The following is a 14843-nucleotide window of genomic DNA, read 5'->3' on the forward strand; positions in this document are numbered from 1 at the left end:
TCGCGAGGCCGATGAACAGCCACGATGTGGTCCGGGCTCTCCATCGGATGGCGGGAGCTGATCACTCACAGCTACTTTTCCTCTGGTGACGCCGACCCGAGTGGAGAGCCATCTCGGCCCGCCACGACGTACCCACTGAACTGCTTCTTCTCCGACGGGACGGCTCACTTCCCCTTTCTCTCGTACTTGGTCTGCCTGCTACGCGATGTCGATGCCGGCCGAGCGCAGATGCGCCTCGACCAACGCGTTCAGCCGAGCCCAGGCTGGCTTCTGCTCTTCTCGGTGGTGGGCGAGCAGGCTGTACCGGTTCGCGCCGTCGGTGCGGGCCTGGAGTCCGGCCGGGATGGGCAGCAGTGAGGGATGGGCGAGATAGTGGTCGGCCAGGGCTGTGGCGAGTTCGTCAACCCGGGGGTCGTCCGGCTCCCACTCGGCGGCACGCCACATGCGCTTGATCAAGGAGACGTACCGAGGGTCGTCGAGGCCGCGCTCGACCCGGGAGATGTAGTCGTCGAAGCCCTCCGGCACCAGGGCCCTGATCAGCACCAGGCCCTCCCGGGCCATCGTCACGTCGTCCGGGGTGAAGCCGAGATCGGCGGCCACCCTGTCCAGCTTCGCGAGAACGCGGTCGGGCAGCAGAGCCCGGTCGCCGGTGGCGAGCCGATGCAGCATGTCACGCCGCGCGATCAGAGCCTGGTCCTGTGGTGCGTGCGGCGCGGGCGTAGCGGGCGGCGAGGTCTGCGAATGCGGTGGCCAGTTGGGGTGGGCCGATGACTTCGATATCGGTGTCGAAGCGGCCGATGGTGGCGGCGAGTCCGGTCCATGACCAGGAGCCGAGCGTGAGTCGGCAGTGGTGGGGGCTGAGTTCCTCGACGATTCCGTCCTGGGCGAAGGGTGCGACGTTGGCGGCCGGGACGTGGAGGATGACTTCGCCTTGGCAGGGCCAGTCGGTGGTGGTGCCGTCGTTGCCGCGGAATCGGCTGGTGATGAAGGTGGAGACGTTGCCGCCGGGGAGTTCGCGCGGGGCGAAGCGGGGGCCGGTGGGTGTGCGGGGCCGGATGCGGTCGACGCGGAAGGTGCGCCAGTCCTCGCGGTCGAGGTCCCAGGCCACGAGGTACCAGCGACCACGCCAGGTGACCAGGTGGTGGGGTTGTACGCGGCGGGGGTTGTCGGCTGAGGTGCTTGGGCCTGGCGCGTAGTCGAAGCGCAGTTCCTCACGGGCATGGATGACGCGGCTCAGGTCCATCAGGACCTGAGCATCGACCTGGGGATTGGCGCCGGCCGCAGGTTGGACGGCGGTGATGCGCAGCAGGTCTATGCGGTGACGTAGGCGGGGTGGCATGACCTGGCGGAGGGTGGCCAGGGCGCGGGTGGCGTCTTCGGCGACGGTGGTGCCGGTGGCTGCGGTCTGCAGCGCGACTGCCAGGGCGACGGCCTGGTCGTCGTCGAACAGCATGGGTGGCATGTGAGTGCCGGCCTCCAGGCGGTAGCCGCCGGCCGGACCTTTGACGGTCGTGATCAGGTAGCCGAGTTCGCGCAGGCGGTCGATGTCACGGCGCACGGTGCGCGAGGTGATGCCGAGACGCTCGGCGAGATCCTCGCCAGACCAGTCACGGTGCGTTTGAAGCAGCGAGAGCAGCGCGAGCAGCCGGGAGGACGTTTTATGCATGACATCCATTCTTCCTGCAGTACAGGACACAACCTGTCCTCTACCTCCGCCATGGTGGCATACGAGCCGTTCGGGAAGGCATCCCCCCTGGTCACGGCAGCCGCCGCTTGGGCTTGGACGGTCAGCGGCGTATTCGTCATATCGAGCAAGGAGCAGGTCATGTCCGTCACAACCACCACTCACCTGAACTTCCGCGGCACTGCACGTCAGGCGCTGGACTTCTACCAGTCCGTCTTCGGCGGACGTACTGTCGCGGTCACCTACAAGGACGCGGGCGCCGTGCAGAACGAGAGCGAGGCGGACTGGGTGATGTGGGGCGAGGTGGCCGGCGACAACGGCTTCCACGTCATGGCCTACGACGTGCCCTCGCAACTGCCCTGGAACCAGGGCGAGAACCCGTTCTTCGTCTCCGTACGCGGTGACGACGCCGAGGAGATCAGCGCCCTGTGGGGCAAGCTCGCCGAGGGCTCGACCATCGTGCGTCCGCTGGAGCCTGCGCAGTGGGCGCCGCTGTACGGCATGCTCACCGACCGGTTCGGGGTCACCTGGGTCCTGGACGTCACCGCCCCGTACAACGGCTGATCCAGCCGACCTGACATGCCTGCGCCGTCCGGGCCGCCGCAGCCACACGGACGGCCCGGACGGCGCCGGCACCGAACACGTAGAGAAGTGGAAGGAAGCGGGTCACCGTGCGGATGCGGAAGCTGGGACGGACCGGCATGGAAGTCAGCGCCTTCTGCCTGGGCACCATGGAAGCGGATGCAGACCGACTACATCGACCTCTACCAGATCCACCACCCCGACCCGCACACCGACATCGAGGAGACCCTCTCCGCGCTCACCGACCTCGTGCGTGCCGGGAAGGTCCGCGCGATCGGCTCCTCCAACGTGCCGGCCTCGGAAATCGTCGAAGCCCAGTGGGTGTCCCAGGAGCGCGGCCTGCACCGCCTGCGAACCGAGCAGCCCACCTACACATCCCCCTCCCTCAACCGCACGGACCTGCGCCGACGCCCGACCCACGAGCGAGCCGCAGCCTGAGAACGCCATGACCGTCCTCGACAGCCGCGCCCTCAACCGCGCCACCCTCGCCCGCCAGCACCTGCTCAAGCGCAGCGACACATCCGTGCCCGAGGCGGTGGCCCACCTGTGCGGCCTGCAGGCGCAAGAGCCCCAGGAACCGTTCATCGGGCTGTGGTCCCGCCTGGCCGACTTCAAGCCCAAGCAACTGGACGATGCGCTGACCGGCCGCACGGTGGTGCGCACCCACCTGATGCGCCGCACCGTCCACCTCGTCACCGCCGACGACGCGCTCGCCTGGCGAGCCCGCCACGACACCATGCTGCGCCAGCGAGTGCTGGGCACCTACCGGCGCGAACTGGCCGACATCGACTTGGACGAGGTCGCCGTCGCCGGCCGCGCGGCCATGGCCGACCAGCAGCCCCGCACCATGAGCGAGCTCGTACAAGCCCTCGAAAGCCGCTGGCCCGGCCCACCACGCCGTGTCCTGGGCGAGCTGCTCGTCGCAGCCCTCATCCCCATGGCCCAGCTCCCGCCCCGCGGCCTGTGGCACCAGACTGCCGGCGTACGCAACCTGCCGTTGGCCACCTGGCTGGGACGGGACATCGCCCCCCTGCCCGCCGAGGACAGCGACCCCGTCGGGCAGCAGCTGCTACGCCGCTACCTCGCCGCCTACGGGCCCGCCGCCAGCGCGGACCTACGCGCCTGGTGCGGCCTCGCCGGCCTTCCCGCCGCTATCAAAGCCGCCCGAGAAGAACTCGTCGTCTTCCGCGACGAACGCGGCCGCGAACTACTCGATCTGCCCGACGCACCCCGCCCCCACCCCGACACCCCGGCCCCCGTCCGGTTCCTACCGGCCTTCGACAATGCCATCCTCGGCTACCACGACCGTAGCCGCATCATCGACGCCCCCCACCTCGGTCTGTCCGTCGCAGGCCACCGCACGGTCCTTCTCGACGGACGCGTCACCGCTACCTGGACCGTGCGCAACCACCAACTCCACATCAGCCCCCTCCGCTCCCTCACCGCCCTGGAACAAGAAGCCGTCCGCGCCGAAGCCCAAGACCTGACCACCTTCCTGGACGAAGACATCGAGCACGTCCAACTTGACACCGACAACTGATGATCATGCGCCCAGGTCCCGACTTGACGGGACCATCCGCGAAACGTGAACGGCCGGCGGCGCCGTCCGCGGGGAGCGTTGCCTCCCGAGAAGGTGAGCCCCAGCGTCCCGAAGCAGTCAGCAGGCCGGAGAACCGGCACGGGCGGTGGGGTGGCTACCTGCGTTCCAGGGCCCGCTGTACCCGGATAGATCCGACCTATGTCTGTTTGGACCCTTGACGGGACCCGCTCAACGCAGTCATAACGTGTGTGACACACAACACACGGAAGGCAGGTGGCTCACCCATGCCGGAGCCCAAGGAGCACGGAAAGCACCCTCCCCGCAACCACGGGAAGCGCGTCAAGTCCCGCGGCGAGGAGACCACCTGGCACAAGCCTGACTACCAGGTGGTGGAGGCCTCGATGGAGATGTCGGCCTACTTCCTGGCCACCAGGTAACCGGGCGAGGGCCGCGATGCGTCTGCACGTGCTGGGCACGGCGGCCGGTGGCGGCCTGCCCCAGTGGAACTGCGCGTGCCCCGGCTGCTCCGGGGCACGCGTCCATCCCGGGTGGCGCCGTCGCCACGCCTCGCTGGCCGTCGAGGTCGGCGACGGCAGGTGCTTCGTCGTGAACGCCACCCCCGACATCGCCGACCAGGTCGAACAGACGGCAGCGTTGCACCCCGGCCCCGGGCCGCGCAGGACGCCGCTCGCGGGCGTGGTCCTCACCGACGCCGAACTCGACCACACGCTCGGCCTCGCCCGCCTGCGCGAGGCCGAAGGGCTGGAGGTCGTCGCGACGTCCGCGGTGCGCGAGGCGCTCACGCGGGGCCTGTGCCTCGACCGGACCCTCGCCCCCTACACCCGGCTGACCTGGCGCGAGCTGACCCCTCATGGCGGGCTGACGCTGGGCGGCGCGATCGAGGTCGCTGCGGTGCCGGTGTCGGGCAAACGTCCGAGGTACGCCGCCGATCTGGACTCGGAGGCCGACGGCTGGGTGGCGGCCCTGCGCCTGACCGACAGGGAGACCGGCGGCGTGTGCGTCTACGCGCCCGCCATGGGCGTGTGGCCCGACGGGCTGGACGGCGCCGACTGCGTCATCGTCGACGGCACCTTCTGGGACGAGGAGGAGCCGCGCCGTACCGGCGTCTCCAGCAGGACCGCCACCGAGATGGGCCACCTGTCGATCGAGGCGACCATGGAACGGCTGGCCGCCCTGCCGGGACGCGCCCTGTACACCCACCTCAACAACACCAACCCCCTCGCCGACCCCGGCGCCCCGCACCACAAGGTGCTGGACGAGGTGGGCGTCGAGGTGGCCGCCGACGGGATGGTGATCGAGCTGTGAGCGACTTCGAGGCCGAGCTGCGTGCCGTACCGGAAAAGCGATATCACCACCTGCACCCGTTCAACCTGCGGATGCACGCGGGCGAGCTCAGCGAGCAGGAGCTGCGGCGGTGGATACTCAACCGCTTCCACTACCAGCGGCACATCCCGATCAAGGACGCGCTGATCATGGCCAAGCTGGAGACGCCGGAGCTGCGCAGGATGTGGCTGCGCAGGATCCAGGATCACGACGGCGCCGCCGAGGGCGAGGGCGGGATCGAGCGGTGGCTCAGGCTGGGCGAGGCGGCGGGCCTGCGGCGCGAGCTGCTGCTGTCGGGCGAGGGCGTGCTTCCAGGGGTACGGCTGGCCGTCGAGGGCTACGTCAACCTCTGCCGCCTGGGCAGCCCCTTGGAGGCCGTGGCGGCGTCGCTGACCGAGCTGTTCGCACCCGACCTGATGCGCACCAGGATCGACGCCTTCGAGAAGCACTACCGCTGGATCGACCCCGACGGATTGCGATATTTCCGGATCAGGGTGGACCAGGGACGGCAGGACAGCGGCGAGGCGCTCGCCCTGGTCCTCGACTGGGCCCGCGACCGCGCCGACCAGGAGCGCGCGATCGCCGCGCTCTCCTACAAGTGCGACGTGCTGTGGGCGCTGCTCGACGCGGTCGACAGGGGCGGCTCGTGACCTGGCGACCGGCCCTGTCCCGCGCGGCCACCCTCCGCCACTGCGATGTACGGCAGGCCGACCTGCTCATCGTCCCCGAGCGGATCGTCGTGCTGAACGAGGAGGCCGCCGCCATCGTCAAGCTGTGCGACGGCGGCAGGACCGTCGAGGAGATCGTCGCCGAGTGCCCCGAAGGCGCGGGCGAGGACGTCACCGAGTTCCTCGAGCGCATCCGCGAGGAGGGATGGATCAGGTGAACGCCCCCTGGGCCATGCTGGCCGAGCTGACCCACGGCTGCCCGTTACGCTGCCCGTACTGCTCGAACCCCACCGAGCTGATCGCCCGATCGGGCGAGCTGACCACCGAGGAGTGGGAGCGGGTCATGGCCGAGGCGGCCGCGCTCGGCGTCGTGCACGTCCACCTGTCGGGCGGCGAGCCACTGATGCGCCGCGACCTGCCGCAAATCGTCGCCGCGGTGGACCGGGCGGGTATCTACGGCCAGCTCGTGACCAGCGGCGTGGGCCTGACCGCGAAGCGGCTCGACGCGCTGGTGGTCGCGGGACTGCGCAGCGTCCAGCTGTCGGTGCAGGACGCCACGGCCGCCGCGTCCGACCGCATCGCGGGTCATCGCTCGTTCGCCGCCAAGGAGCGGGCCGCCGCGCTGGTCCGCGACAGGGACCTGCCGCTCGGCCTCAACGTCGTACTGCACCGGCACAACCTCGACTCCATCGACCAGATCGTCGAGCTGGGAATCGCCTGGGGTGTGGAGCGGATCGAGCTGGCCAACACCCAGTTCTACGGCTGGGGGCTGCTCAACAGGAAGGCGCTGCTGCCCACGCGCGAGCAGCTGGCGACGGCGGCGGAGAAGGTCGCCGCCTGGCGGTCGAGGACCTCACTCGAGCTCATCTGGGTCGTGCCCGACTACTTCGAGGGGGTGCCGAAGCCGTGCATGGGCGGGTGGGGGGCGATCTCGCTCACCATCGCGCCCGACGGACGGGTGCTCCCCTGTCCGGCCGCCTACGACCTGCCGCTGGAGGCGCCGAACGTCCGAGACCACGATCTGGCGTGGATCTGGAAGGACTCCCCCGCGTTCAACGCCTACCGGGGGACGGCGTGGATGGCCGAGCCGTGCGCGAGCTGCCCGCGACGCGAGCTCGACTTCGGCGGCTGCCGGTGCCAGGCGTTCGCGCTGACAGGGGACGCGGGACGCACCGACCCCGCCTGCGCGCTGTCGCCCCACCACCACCTGATCGCCGAGCTGACCACCGGGGGCGACGGCGAGGGCGAGTTCGTCTACCGCCCGGTCACCAGGCCTTTCGGATAGAACCTCACGGCCCCTGAACACACGCTCTCCTCTGGGGCTTGTCTCTCAGGAATGGTCGGCCGCGTTCGTTTCGCTTCCTCTGGGGAGGGTCTCGACGGGAAGGAGGAGCGGGCGTTTGGCCGTGCGGCCGTCGCCGGAGGAGCGGCCCCGGAGACGTCTGCCGATCCACGGGCCGAGGAAGGTGGCGGCCCAGCGCAGTTCGGTGGCCGCGGCGCGCCATCCGGAGGGGAGGACCGCCGGCGACGGCAAGGGGTGGGTCCAGGAGTCGCAGCTGCCGGGGAGGTGGAGTGCGTGGGCGACGGCCGCCGCGATCCGTTCGTGTCCGAGGGGGCTCGCGTGTTGCCGGTCCTGGCTCCACAGCCGGGGGTCGGCAACGACCGGGTGGTGGGAGGTCTCGGCGACGACGACCCCGTGGCGGCGGGCCGCCGCGCGGATGCGGTGGTTGAGGGCGGCCGCGCGGGAGCTGATCGGACGGGCGAGCGGGGTGATCCGCGCCAGGTCGGGGAAGGTGAGGGTGGCCACGCGGGCGCCTTGCGCGGTGAGCGCGGCGAACATCGCCTCCAGATGTCCGGCCACCTCGTCGACGTCGCACCGGGGCCGGAGCAGGTCGTTGACTCCGGCGACGACGGTGGCCAGGTCGGGGCGCAGCGCGAGGGCGGGGCCGAGCTGTTCGGCGTGGACCTGGGCGGCGAGGCGTCCGCGTACCGCCAGATTGGCGTACTGGAAACCGGGGTTGCCCGCCGCGAGCTGTTCGGCGAGCCGGTCCGCCCAGCCCCGCAGGCCGGTGACGTCGTCGCCGTCGCCGAGCCCCTCGGTCTGGCTGTCGCCCAGGGCGACGTAACGCAGGTATTCACCGCTGGGCATGAGCCGCCTGCCTTTCCCGCAGGACCGCCGCGCTCCGGCGGCACCAATCGCTGTTCCCCTGCTCGAAGGCGAGGCCACGTAGACAGGTCAGATAGGGGCCGATCCGGTCACCGTGGCGCAGGAACTCCTCTTCGCTCCGGTCGCCGCGCATCTGCCGCAGCAGCCTGCTGAACAGGTCGATCTTCGCGTCGGCGAGGGCCGCTCGCTCCGTGAGCTGCGCTATCACCTCGTCGGTGTCGACGTGGTCGACGGCCTGGACCTTGACGACAAGGTCGTCACGGATGGAGGAGTGCTTGTTGGCGGTTGCCGCGAACCGTTCCAGCTCGGCCAGACCGGCCTCGGTGACCTTGAAGAGGCGCTTGTTGGGCCGGGTCTCCTGGACCACCTCACGGCCGGTGACCAGCCCCTCCTTCTCCAGCTTGGCCAGCTCCGCGTACAGCTGCTGGGGCAGGGCGTGCCAGAAGTTGGCCACGCCCATGTCGAACGCCTTCGCCAGCTGGTAACCGCTGAGCTCCTCGTCCAGCAGAGCCGCCAGTACGGCATGCCGCAACGCCATCGAGACGCCCTCCTTCCTCTTCCCTACGAACGCGGGCCATGCTCAATTATATGACTAATCACTTTCTTGACTATAGAGGTGCAGTCTTGACGACCACAGACCGCTTCCGGGCCGCCGTCGAAGCTCGCGATCTGGCCGCGCTGAGCGACCTGTTCACCGACGACATCCGCCTGTACAGCCCGGTGAAGTTCGTCCCCTTCGAGGGCAGGCCCATGGTCATGGGCCTGTTCGGGGTCCTGCTGCGCACTTTTCATGACTTCCGCTACGTCGGGCACTTCGACGGCACCGCCGAGACCAGCACCGACGGCACGGAGGCGCCATCGGTCGTCCTGGTGTTCCGAGCCACCGTGAACGGCAAGCAGATCCATGGCATCGACCTCCTCCAGTTCGACGAGAGCGGCCTGATCAAGGAGTTCACGGTGATGGTCCGCCCGCAGTCCGCGGTCCACGCGCTGGGCGAAGCGGTACTCGCCGGCCTGGTCGCCGACGGCCTGGTGCCGGCACCAGCTGATCACTGAAGCGCCGCGCCTTCCACCGGGAAGACCGACGCACGCCGTGGGTGTGTCGTTCTAGGCTGTCGGCCATGGCGGGAAGCTGGACGGACGCGGACGTCGAACGGCTGCGCGGGCGGCTGGTCGAGCTGGTCGCCGCGCTTCCCGGGGTGATCGCCGAGGACTCGTTCGGGCACATCGCCTTCATGCTGGGACGTAAGCGGCTCGCGTGGTTGCTCGTCGACCACCACGGCGACGGCAGGCTCGCCCTGTGCGTGAAGGCGCCACCCGGCGAACTCGAGACGCTGCTCACGGCCGATCCCGATCGATACTTCCGCCCGGCCTACGTCCGGGGGTGGGTCGGCGTCGAGCTCCACGACGTACGGCCGGACTGGGCCGAGGTCGGCGCGCTGCTGGAACAGGCCTGGCGGATGCTCGCGAGCAAACGCGCCGTCGCCGCATACGACGCCGACCACGCGACCCGCGACTCGACCCCCACCCCTGCCGCCGAAGAGCCGTAGACGCCTTTGCACAGGACCGCCGAGATCCTCGGTCAGGTGGGGACGGCCATCAAGTCCTTCCTCGCCGACGTCGTCTGGCCCCGGCCCTGATGCCGGCGGCGCCGTCCGGACCCTGCCTTGATGTGGCGGCGCCGTCTGACGGCGGCCCTGATGCGGCGGTGCCGTCCGGCGCCGGCCCTGAGGTGCCGGAGCAGGCCGGCGGGAAGCCGGCCCGCTCCGCATCACCGGGGTCACCGGCTCTGCAGGCCGGAGATCGCCTTCTGGAGGCGAGCCGCGCGCCCGGCCGGGGTCCTGGCCTTCAGCAGCGACAGGATCACCAGGTATCGGCCGGTCTTGTCGAGTGCCTCGAAGCGGGCGGCGGCCTCCGGGTTCGCCGCCAGTGCCTCAGCCAGGTCGGGCGGGACGGTGGCGTTGCGCTGGGCGGTGTAGGCCGCCGCCCAGCGGCCGTCCGCCTGGGCGGCGGCGACCTCCGCCAGGCCGGGCGGCCGCATGCGCCCGGCGGCGGTCAACTTCTCCACGAGCTCGACGTTCACCCGCGACCATGGGCTGCCCTTGCGGCGACGCGAGTACCGCTGGAGGTAGAAGTGCTCGTCACAGGACTTGCGTTGGCTGTCGATCCAGCCGTAGCACAGCGCGACCTCCAGCGCCTCGGTGATCGTGATCGAGGTGGCGGCCGAGCCCTTCTTAGCGATCTTCAGCCAGACGCCGCCCTCGTCCTCGTGGTGCTCGGCCAGCCACGACTCCCACTGGGCGGCATCCGTCAAGTGCATCATCGGCCCAGGATCTCCAGGTAGTGCTGGTTGTACATGATGCCGAGGACGTTGCCGAACGGGTCGACGACGGAGGCGGTGACGAAGCCGGGCCCGTGCTCGGTGAGCGGCAGGTACGGCGTGGCCCCCATCGACAGCAGCCGGTCAAGCGTGCCCTGGACGTCGTCGACGTGCCAGTGGATGACCGCGCCACCGGGGACGGTGGCGGCGTTCGGCGGGGCGAAGCGCCGATCGATGAGGCCGAGCTCGGCCTGGTAGTCGCCGATCCTGAACTCGTAGTAGGCGGCCGGCTGCCCGTTGCCCGGACGCTCGAAGTACGGCTCGACGCCCAGCAGCTCGGCGTACCACTTCTTGGCCGCCTCCAGGTCGTCGGCCCAGATGTTGACGGTGGCGAGTCCTCGCAGCATGTGGTGCTCCTTTCGTCTGCTCAAACCATAGGAGCCCTTGAGGAACCTCCGTTTCCTCAATGCCTGGCAGAATGAGGAAATGTTGGAAACCTCGGTCCGCCTGCTCCGCCTGCTGTCCCTCCTCCAGTCGCGTCCCGAGTGGCCGGGCCGCGAGCTGGCCGAACGGCTCGACGTGACCACCAGGACCGTGCGCAACGACATCGAGCGGCTGCGCATCCTCGGCTACCGGATCCACTCCACCACCGGTACGGCCGGCGGCTACCGCCTCGGCGCGGGCGCGGCCCTGCCCCCGCTGATCCTGGACGACGAGGAGGCGGTGGCCGTGGCCGTCAGCCTCCACGCGGCGGCCGCCGGAACGGTGACCGGCATCGAGGAGACCTCGCTGCGCGCCCTCACCAAGCTCCAGCAGATGCTCCCCTCACGGCTGCGCCGCCGCATCGACGCGCTGGGGGCGGCCACCGTGTCGGTCGCCGGCCGTGGCCCCACAGTGGACGCCGAGACCCTCACCGTCATCGCCGCCGCCATCCGCGACCACGAGCAGCTGCGCTTCGACTACGAGGATCGCGACGGTACGGCGGGCTCGCGCACGGCCGAGCCCCACCGCCTCGTCTACACCGGCCGCCGCTGGTACCTGCTGGCCTGGGACACCGTCCGCGCCGACTGGCGCACCTTCCGCGCCGACCGCATCCGCCCTCGCACACCGAACGGCCCGCGTTTCACCCCCCGGCGTCCGCCGAGCGACGCCGCCACTCACGTCGTGCGCGGCGTCGGCTCGACGGCCTGGCGATACCCGGCCCGCGTCCGCCTGCACGCTCCCCTGGCGCAGCTCTCCGACATCCTGCCGCCCACGGTGGGTCTGCTGCACGACGACGGGGTGCTGGAGACCGGCGGTGACTCCCTGATCAATCTCGCCGCCTTCCTGGGCAGCCTCGACGTGCCGTTCACCGTCCTGGACCCACCGGAGCTACGCGACCTCCTGCACTCTCTGGCCGCCCGGTACGCGAACGCGTGACCTGGATCGGCACATCGGGAGACCTTCCCACGCCGCCCCAGACGAGCCACCCGGCCGCGGCCCGCGCAGCGGGGACGAGGGCTGACGCCCCAAGAAACGCCGGCCGAAGCCGACAGCGCAGGTGCCCGCGCTATCGGGGCCCATGGCGCAGGCGTCGGCTGACGAAAAGCAGGAGAGCAGCTCCCGGTCCCGTCGGAAGACGACGGCACAGGGCCATCGCGGGTACCGGCTCCTTCGGAAGGCGACGGCACAGGTGCCGGTCCCCTCGGAAGGCGACGGCACAGGTGCTGGGCCTGCCAAAAGGCGACATCGCGGGTGCCGGCCCTGCCGCAGGCCGGCGGGGCACGTGCCGGCCTCGCCGGAAGCCGCCAGTGAAGCCCGTTCTAGCGGAAGGCGGCGACGTGGCGCTGGGCCCAGGCGGCGAACGGGCGGGGCGCGCGGCCGAGCACCTGCTCGATGTCAGGGCTGATGCGCTGCTCGGCCGGGGTGGGCTCGCCGATGATGGCCAGGGTGGTCTCGACCACGGGCTCGGGCATGAACTGCAGCATCTGCGCGCGGGCCTCCTCGCGAGACTGCTCGACGAACCGGATCGGCTCGCCGAGCGCCTCACCGATCGCCTCGGCTCGCTGCCTGGGCGTGGTGAGGGCGGGCCCGGTCAGCTCGTATACCTTCCCGGTGTGACCGTCCTCGCGCAGGACCACGGCGGCGACCTCGGCGATGTCGGCCGGGTCGACGAACGGCAGGCTGACGTCACCGAACGGCGCGGCGACGGTCCGCTGGGCCCGGATCGACTCGGCCCAGGCGTAAACGTTGGAGGCGAAGCCACCGGGCCGCAGGATCGTCCAGTCCAGGCCCGACTGCCGGACGGCGTCCTCGATGGAGCGGGCGGTGCTCCCATGGGAGGATGACTCGGGCCGGGTGACGACTCCCTGGGAGGACAGCAACACGACCCGTCCGACTCCCCCGGCCTTCGCGTCGGCGAGGACGTCGCTGACGATGCCGCCCGGATCGTCGGCGACGGACACGAAGTCGCCGGAGATGAGCAGGAACAGCGCGTCGGCGCCGTCGAAGGCGGGCCGGAGGCCCGCGGGGTCGGCCAGGTCGGCGGCGGTCACCCGCACTCCCTGGGGCACGTCAGCCTCGGTGATCTTCCGCGAGACGGCCGTCACCGACTCGCCCGCCTCGACCAGCAGCTCCACCAGCGTCCGTCCGACGTTTCCGGTCGCTCCCGTTACTACGATCATGTCGATTCCTTAGTTAGTTGCCTGACTTAGTTGGAACCGTAGCACAGCCGAGTGGGCGCGCGTCTATAGTTAGTGGGGTGACTAACTCAACAAAGTCTCGGGCGCGGGGGGGAGACAAGCGGCGGCGGCTGATGGCCGCGGCCGCTCGGGTCCTGCATCAGCAGGGCGTGGAGCGCACGACCATCGCCGACATCGCCGCGGCCGCCGACGTGCCCGTCGGGAACGTGTATTACTACTTCAAGACCAAGGACGAGCTGGTCCAGGCGGCCCTGGCCGAGCATTCCGGGCACCTCGCGGAACTCACCGGCGAGCTCGACAAGCTCCCCGACCCGATCGAACGACTCAAGGCGCTGATCGACGCCTGGGTCGGCCAGCGCGACGTCGCGGCCCGCTACGGCTGCCCCACCGGCACCCTGGCCGTCGAGCTCGACAAGCGCGCCGAGGGCGGCATCGACCTGGAAGCGGGCAAGGTCATCCGGTTGCTGCTGGACTGGGTGGAAGGCCAGTTCCGCGAGGCCGGACTGCCCGATCCCGACGACCTCGCGATCGCGCTGGTCGGCGCGTACCAGGGCATGTCACTGCTGGCCAACGCCCTACGCGACCCGGAGATCATGACCCGCGAGGGAAGCCGCCTCACCCGCTGGCTCGACACCCTGCACGGAGACGGCACCGACCGCCGAGACCTTTGAGATCCTTCCCGGGGGACTGCTTTCCCCGAGTAAGGCAGTCAGCGGGCGGCACGCGGGGGAGTTGGGCTCTCCCGCGAAACACCCTCTGTGCGGACCTTGCCCGTCAGCACTCGATGACGTCGCCCGCGAGCATGATGTCGCCCCACCGGGCAGGGCGTTCGGAACTTCATGGGTCGCCGCGAACCGCTCGACGCCCTCGCGTCGCCGCGCACGCCGTACCACCAGACGGTCATCTACGCGGCGCACGGACAGCTACGGACCACCCACGGCCCCGCGTGCAGCGCTGATCCCGGGGCGAACAAGTTCCGGCACTGGGTACTTTCCTATGAGGAAAGTAGATGATACTTTCCTCATAGGAAAGCAGTCGACATCAAGGATGGCCCATGAATTCTCAGGACGCCCAGTCCTCCCTCGACACCATCCGCCGCCTCCAGGGCAGAACTCGTGAGGAGATCGTCCGCCAGATGTTCCCGCTGCCCTGCGTGGTCATCTCGGCGCTCGGCCTCTTCGCCGGGCTGGGATCGACCGATCTCCCGCGCCCTTGGCCTACCGTCGGCAGCCTGCTCGGCTTCGGTCTGTACGCAGGCATCGGAATCGTGTACGCACACTGGGCCTCCGTCCGCAGGAAGCCCACCGGCCAGGAGGTAGGGGTTTACCTGGCATTGACGGCCGTTCTTCTGCTGGTTTTCGGCATCTCCCGGATCGCCGCCTTCTTCTTGCTCGGCGTGCCGGCGCACGGACTGCTGTCCCAGGCCGCCGTCGCCGGCGCCGTGACGGCCGTGACATATGTTGCGATCATGCCCCTGACCCGCCGGGTCATGAAGGCGATCATCCAGCAGGACGACAAGAGCGGCTGATGGATCCATTCTTCGATGAATTCCTGCACGTGCCCGCGCGGTTGTCGATCGTCGCGCTGCTGGCGCCGGCCGACTGGGTCGATTTCGGCTTCCTCAGGGACACGATCGGAACCAGTGACTCGGCGCTGTCCAAGCAGGTCTCCGCACTGGCCTCCGCCGGGTACGTCGAGGTGCGCAAGGGCCAGGACAAGCGTGCGCGCCGCACCTACGTGCGGCTCACTCCGGAAGGGAGGCAGGCGCTCCAGCGGCACGCGGCGGCACTGGAGCGAATCGTCGCGCTCGCCCGAACGCCGGGACCTGAGAACGGCCGCTGACCCTGTCCTGGCGCC

General features: G+C 70.0%; 21 protein-coding genes. 14 read left to right on the forward strand and 7 right to left on the reverse strand.

From position 1 onward, the window contains the following. Window positions 1-198: 198 nt before the first annotated feature. Window positions 199-669, reverse strand: coding sequence for a hypothetical protein (locus H4W81_RS14330; protein ID WP_192775259.1), 471 nt, complete (start codon window positions 667-669; stop codon window positions 199-201). 1 nt (window position 670) lies between these two features. After that, a complete protein-coding gene (locus tag H4W81_RS14335) occupies window positions 671-1666 on the reverse strand; it encodes a helix-turn-helix transcriptional regulator (RefSeq protein WP_192780798.1) in 996 nt (331 codons plus the stop codon). 159 nt (window positions 1667-1825) lie between these two features. On the opposite strand from H4W81_RS14335, the gene H4W81_RS14340 reads away from it, so the two are divergent. From H4W81_RS14340 to pqqE, 8 genes are all read left to right on the forward strand, one after another. Further along, window positions 1826-2248, forward strand: coding sequence for a VOC family protein (locus tag H4W81_RS14340; RefSeq protein ID WP_192775260.1), 423 nt, complete (start codon window positions 1826-1828; stop codon window positions 2246-2248). Window positions 2249-2425: 177 nt separating this feature from the next. Continuing rightward, window positions 2426-2704: an aldo/keto reductase gene (locus H4W81_RS48605; protein ID WP_318781737.1), complete on the forward strand. Its 279-nt coding sequence runs from the start codon at window positions 2426-2428 to the stop codon at window positions 2702-2704. A 7-nt stretch (window positions 2705-2711) separates the two neighbouring features. Further along, the gene (locus H4W81_RS14350; RefSeq protein ID WP_192775261.1) at window positions 2712-3806 is read left to right on the forward strand and encodes a winged helix DNA-binding domain-containing protein; all 1095 of its coding nucleotides are present in this window, start codon (window positions 2712-2714) and stop codon (window positions 3804-3806) included. Between the two features lie 284 nt (window positions 3807-4090). Further along, window positions 4091-4243 (forward strand): hypothetical protein, encoded by a 153-nt coding sequence (locus H4W81_RS47195; protein WP_225958620.1) that lies wholly within the window; start codon window positions 4091-4093, stop codon window positions 4241-4243. Window positions 4244-4259: 16 nt separating this feature from the next. Beyond that, complete coding sequence (gene pqqB, locus H4W81_RS14360) at window positions 4260-5132, forward strand: pyrroloquinoline quinone biosynthesis protein PqqB (protein WP_192775262.1); 873 nt, start codon at window positions 4260-4262, stop codon at window positions 5130-5132. After that, a complete protein-coding gene (pqqC, locus tag H4W81_RS14365; protein WP_192775263.1) occupies window positions 5129-5800 on the forward strand; it encodes a pyrroloquinoline-quinone synthase PqqC in 672 nt (223 codons plus the stop codon). Before pqqB ends, pqqC begins: the two co-directional genes overlap by 4 nt. Then, window positions 5797-6036 (forward strand): pyrroloquinoline quinone biosynthesis peptide chaperone PqqD, encoded by a 240-nt coding sequence (gene pqqD / locus H4W81_RS14370; RefSeq protein ID WP_192775264.1) that lies wholly within the window; start codon window positions 5797-5799, stop codon window positions 6034-6036. The genes pqqC and pqqD overlap by 4 nt, the downstream gene beginning before the upstream one ends. Beyond that, a complete protein-coding gene (gene pqqE / locus H4W81_RS14375; RefSeq protein WP_318781738.1) occupies window positions 6033-7103 on the forward strand; it encodes a pyrroloquinoline quinone biosynthesis protein PqqE in 1071 nt (356 codons plus the stop codon). Before pqqD ends, pqqE begins: the two co-directional genes overlap by 4 nt. A 45-nt stretch (window positions 7104-7148) precedes the next feature. Here pqqE and H4W81_RS14380 read toward each other — a convergent pair whose 3' ends face one another. Together H4W81_RS14380 and H4W81_RS14385 are read right to left on the reverse strand one after the other, a co-directional pair. Next, window positions 7149-7967, reverse strand: a complete 819-nt coding sequence (locus H4W81_RS14380; RefSeq protein ID WP_192775266.1) for an SGNH/GDSL hydrolase family protein — start codon at window positions 7965-7967, stop codon at window positions 7149-7151. Further along, window positions 7954-8523 (reverse strand): PadR family transcriptional regulator, encoded by a 570-nt coding sequence (locus tag H4W81_RS14385; RefSeq protein WP_192775267.1) that lies wholly within the window; start codon window positions 8521-8523, stop codon window positions 7954-7956. The genes H4W81_RS14380 and H4W81_RS14385 overlap by 14 nt, the downstream gene beginning before the upstream one ends. 86 nt (window positions 8524-8609) lie before the next feature. Here H4W81_RS14385 and H4W81_RS14390 point away from each other — a divergent pair, with 86 nt between their 5' ends. Together H4W81_RS14390 and H4W81_RS14395 are read left to right on the forward strand one after the other, a co-directional pair. After that, a complete protein-coding gene (locus H4W81_RS14390) occupies window positions 8610-9041 on the forward strand; it encodes a nuclear transport factor 2 family protein (protein WP_192775268.1) in 432 nt (143 codons plus the stop codon). 65 nt (window positions 9042-9106) lie between these two features. After that, window positions 9107-9535: an MmcQ/YjbR family DNA-binding protein gene (locus tag H4W81_RS14395; protein ID WP_192775269.1), complete on the forward strand. Its 429-nt coding sequence runs from the start codon at window positions 9107-9109 to the stop codon at window positions 9533-9535. 230 nt (window positions 9536-9765) lie between these two features. Here the strand turns inward: H4W81_RS14395 and H4W81_RS14400 are convergent, their stop codons facing one another. After that, window positions 9766-10308, reverse strand: a complete 543-nt coding sequence (locus tag H4W81_RS14400; RefSeq protein ID WP_192775270.1) for a YdeI/OmpD-associated family protein — start codon at window positions 10306-10308, stop codon at window positions 9766-9768. Next, window positions 10305-10712 carry a VOC family protein gene (locus tag H4W81_RS14405; RefSeq protein ID WP_192775271.1) on the reverse strand — a complete coding sequence of 136 codons (408 nt, stop codon included), beginning with the start codon at window positions 10710-10712 and terminating at the stop codon, window positions 10305-10307. The genes H4W81_RS14400 and H4W81_RS14405 overlap by 4 nt, the downstream gene beginning before the upstream one ends. Before the next feature lie 79 nt (window positions 10713-10791). Here H4W81_RS14405 and H4W81_RS14410 point away from each other — a divergent pair, with 79 nt between their 5' ends. Beyond that, entirely contained in the window at window positions 10792-11724 is a 933-nt protein-coding gene (locus tag H4W81_RS14410; RefSeq protein WP_192775272.1) for a helix-turn-helix transcriptional regulator, read from the forward strand. A gap of 383 nt (window positions 11725-12107) precedes the next feature. Here H4W81_RS14410 and H4W81_RS14415 read toward each other — a convergent pair whose 3' ends face one another. Further along, complete coding sequence (locus H4W81_RS14415) at window positions 12108-12968, reverse strand: NAD(P)H-binding protein (protein ID WP_192775273.1); 861 nt, start codon at window positions 12966-12968, stop codon at window positions 12108-12110. A gap of 77 nt (window positions 12969-13045) precedes the next feature. Between H4W81_RS14415 and H4W81_RS14420 the strand changes: the two genes are divergently transcribed. The 3 genes from H4W81_RS14420 (at window position 13046) to H4W81_RS14430 (ending at window position 14828) form a co-directional block, all read left to right on the forward strand. Further along, window positions 13046-13657 carry a TetR/AcrR family transcriptional regulator gene (locus tag H4W81_RS14420; RefSeq protein ID WP_318781739.1) on the forward strand — a complete coding sequence of 204 codons (612 nt, stop codon included), beginning with the start codon at window positions 13046-13048 and terminating at the stop codon, window positions 13655-13657. A gap of 464 nt (window positions 13658-14121) precedes the next feature. Then, window positions 14122-14514 carry a hypothetical protein gene (locus H4W81_RS14425; protein ID WP_192775274.1) on the forward strand — a complete coding sequence of 131 codons (393 nt, stop codon included), beginning with the start codon at window positions 14122-14124 and terminating at the stop codon, window positions 14512-14514. After that, window positions 14514-14828: a winged helix-turn-helix domain-containing protein gene (locus H4W81_RS14430; protein WP_192775275.1), complete on the forward strand. Its 315-nt coding sequence runs from the start codon at window positions 14514-14516 to the stop codon at window positions 14826-14828. The genes H4W81_RS14425 and H4W81_RS14430 overlap by 1 nt, the downstream gene beginning before the upstream one ends. Window positions 14829-14843 lie beyond the last annotated feature (15 nt).

This window comes from Nonomuraea africana (assembly GCF_014873535.1).
GTDB lineage: Bacteria > Actinomycetota > Actinomycetes > Streptosporangiales > Streptosporangiaceae > Nonomuraea > Nonomuraea africana.

What these genes read in the sequence shown, in the direction of transcription:
- H4W81_RS14330 (WP_192775259.1), bottom strand. Translation starts at nt 669, where the DNA reads ATGCTGCATCGGCTCGCCACCGGCGACCGGGCTCTGCTGCCCGACCGC.
- H4W81_RS14335 (WP_192780798.1), bottom strand. Translation starts at nt 1,666, where the DNA reads ATGCATAAAACGTCCTCCCGGCTGCTCGCGCTGCTCTCGCTGCTTCAA.
- H4W81_RS14340 (WP_192775260.1), top strand. Translation starts at nt 1,826, where the DNA reads ATGTCCGTCACAACCACCACTCACCTGAACTTCCGCGGCACTGCACGT.
- H4W81_RS48605 (WP_318781737.1), top strand. Translation starts at nt 2,426, where the DNA reads ATGCAGACCGACTACATCGACCTCTACCAGATCCACCACCCCGACCCG.
- H4W81_RS14350 (WP_192775261.1), top strand. Translation starts at nt 2,712, where the DNA reads ATGACCGTCCTCGACAGCCGCGCCCTCAACCGCGCCACCCTCGCCCGC.
- H4W81_RS47195 (WP_225958620.1), top strand. Translation starts at nt 4,091, where the DNA reads ATGCCGGAGCCCAAGGAGCACGGAAAGCACCCTCCCCGCAACCACGGG.
- pqqB (WP_192775262.1), top strand. Translation starts at nt 4,260, where the DNA reads ATGCGTCTGCACGTGCTGGGCACGGCGGCCGGTGGCGGCCTGCCCCAG.
- H4W81_RS14380 (WP_192775266.1), bottom strand. Translation starts at nt 7,967, where the DNA reads ATGCCCAGCGGTGAATACCTGCGTTACGTCGCCCTGGGCGACAGCCAG.
- H4W81_RS14385 (WP_192775267.1), bottom strand. Translation starts at nt 8,523, where the DNA reads ATGGCGTTGCGGCATGCCGTACTGGCGGCTCTGCTGGACGAGGAGCTC.
- H4W81_RS14395 (WP_192775269.1), top strand. Translation starts at nt 9,107, where the DNA reads ATGGCGGGAAGCTGGACGGACGCGGACGTCGAACGGCTGCGCGGGCGG.
- H4W81_RS14400 (WP_192775270.1), bottom strand. Translation starts at nt 10,308, where the DNA reads ATGATGCACTTGACGGATGCCGCCCAGTGGGAGTCGTGGCTGGCCGAG.
- H4W81_RS14405 (WP_192775271.1), bottom strand. Translation starts at nt 10,712, where the DNA reads ATGCTGCGAGGACTCGCCACCGTCAACATCTGGGCCGACGACCTGGAG.
- H4W81_RS14410 (WP_192775272.1), top strand. Translation starts at nt 10,792, where the DNA reads ATGTTGGAAACCTCGGTCCGCCTGCTCCGCCTGCTGTCCCTCCTCCAG.
- H4W81_RS14415 (WP_192775273.1), bottom strand. Translation starts at nt 12,968, where the DNA reads ATGATCGTAGTAACGGGAGCGACCGGAAACGTCGGACGGACGCTGGTG.
- H4W81_RS14425 (WP_192775274.1), top strand. Translation starts at nt 14,122, where the DNA reads ATGTTCCCGCTGCCCTGCGTGGTCATCTCGGCGCTCGGCCTCTTCGCC.
- H4W81_RS14430 (WP_192775275.1), top strand. Translation starts at nt 14,514, where the DNA reads ATGGATCCATTCTTCGATGAATTCCTGCACGTGCCCGCGCGGTTGTCG.